1 protein-coding gene is annotated in these 1,601 nt (G+C 29.9%); it reads left to right on the top strand.

What is annotated here, in order from left to right:
- Window positions 1-231 precede the first annotated feature (231 nt).
- A complete protein-coding gene (blaMCA, locus tag ACE01R_RS17735) occupies window positions 232-1,404 on the top strand; it encodes an MCA family class C beta-lactamase (protein WP_395552798.1) in 1,173 nt (390 codons plus the stop codon).
- The last annotated feature ends 197 nt before the right edge of the window (window positions 1,405-1,601 follow it).

The raw sequence follows: 1,601 nt of genomic DNA, 5'->3' as shown, positions 1-1,601 counted from the left end.
GCCGACTTGTTTCAAAATCGACTTTTTGCTGATTTCTTAGTCATGACTAAATTTTTAAGTTATTGATATTTATATTAATATACAAGTGTACTTCGTATAACCACCATTATGTTAAATAGCTGTTGGGCTAGATGATTTTTATATAAGAAGTTATTTAACAAAAATTAATACATATGTAATATTTAGTATATGAGATTATATGTGCCATCTTTTTTAAAGAAATTTAACCTAATGTTTTTTAATCAAAAATATTTTTTTCAAGCAAGCTTCATTACGATGGTTATCGGTTTTGGTATGAATTTAAATGCAAGTGAAGTCAGTCAAAATGAGAAAAATATTGAAAAAGTTGTTACCCAATCATTTAAGCCACTTATAGATGAGTATGGTGTAGCTGGTATGGCTATAGGCGTAATTTACAACGGTAAAAGTTATGAAAAATATTATGGTGTCCGATCTAAAGATACAAATGAAAGCGTAAATAGTCAGACACTTTTTGAGTTAGGTTCTTTAAGTAAAACTTTTACTGCTATTTCAGGAACATATGCCAATAATCAAGGTAAAATATCGTTCAACGATCATCCTAGTAAATACGTCCCTGCTTTAAAAAATTCAGAAATTGATAAGGTAAATTTATTAGAGTTATTAACTTATACAAGTGGCAATTTGCCATTACAATTTCCAGATAATATCAAAACTGATAAGCAAATATTAGAGTATTTCAAAAATTGGAAAGTAAAGAATCCTCCTGGTACTTATCGTGAATACTCAAATCCAAGTATAGGACTTTTTGGGTATCTAACTGCAAAATCGATGAATGTTCCTTTCTCTTCATTATTAGAGAAGACTGTTTTTCCTCAACTTAATTTGAAACATACATACGTCAATGTTCCAGAAGCACAAAAAACGAACTATGCTTTTGGTTATGATGAAAATAATAAGCCAATTCGAGTTAATCCTGGTCCATTGTCGGATGAAGCATATGGCGTTAAATCAACACTCCCAGATATGCTTAAGTTTGTAAATTCGAATCTTAATGTAGATACAAATAGCCCTGCTATGAAAAAAGCTATACTGGATACACACAAAGGATATTTTAAAGTTTCTGATAGCGGTATGACACAAGCACTTGGATGGGAAATGTTTTCTTATCCCACTACTTCTGAAATTCTACAGGCTAGTAATTCAAAACAAATCTTATTGGGCTCAAATCCTGTTGTAAAAGAATTATCGCAACCAAAATCTAAAGTTTTTCATAAAACAGGTTCGACTAATGGCTTTGGGGCGTATGTTTTATTTATTCCAGAAGAAGGATTTGGATTGGTTATGTTAATGAATAAAAAGATACCAAATATAGATCGTATTAAGGCTTCATATAATGTTTTTGAGACATTGAAAGATAATTAACTTTCTCTAAAATTAACATAATACACGTTATACGAATTCCCAAGGCATGGCTTTTAGTCATGCTTTTTTTATCAAAAGACTATACCTGAATGATAGCGAGCCAAATCGCATACAATATCTATCATTAGACTTAATGCAATAATTAAATGATAGTATTATCATTAATCTAATAGAATTAAGATTAAATGATAGAAATG

This window comes from Acinetobacter sp. BSP-28 (assembly GCF_044130285.1).
In the GTDB taxonomy this organism is placed as follows: Bacteria; Pseudomonadota; Gammaproteobacteria; order Pseudomonadales; family Moraxellaceae; genus Acinetobacter.
Note: the sequence above shows the minus strand (reverse complement) of the source record. Positions and strands in the feature narration are given on the sequence as shown.

Excerpts from the sequence above, each read along its gene's own strand:
- blaMCA (WP_395552798.1), top strand. The coding sequence starts at position 232 with ATGTTTTTTAATCAAAAATATTTTTTTCAAGCAAGCTTCATTACGATG.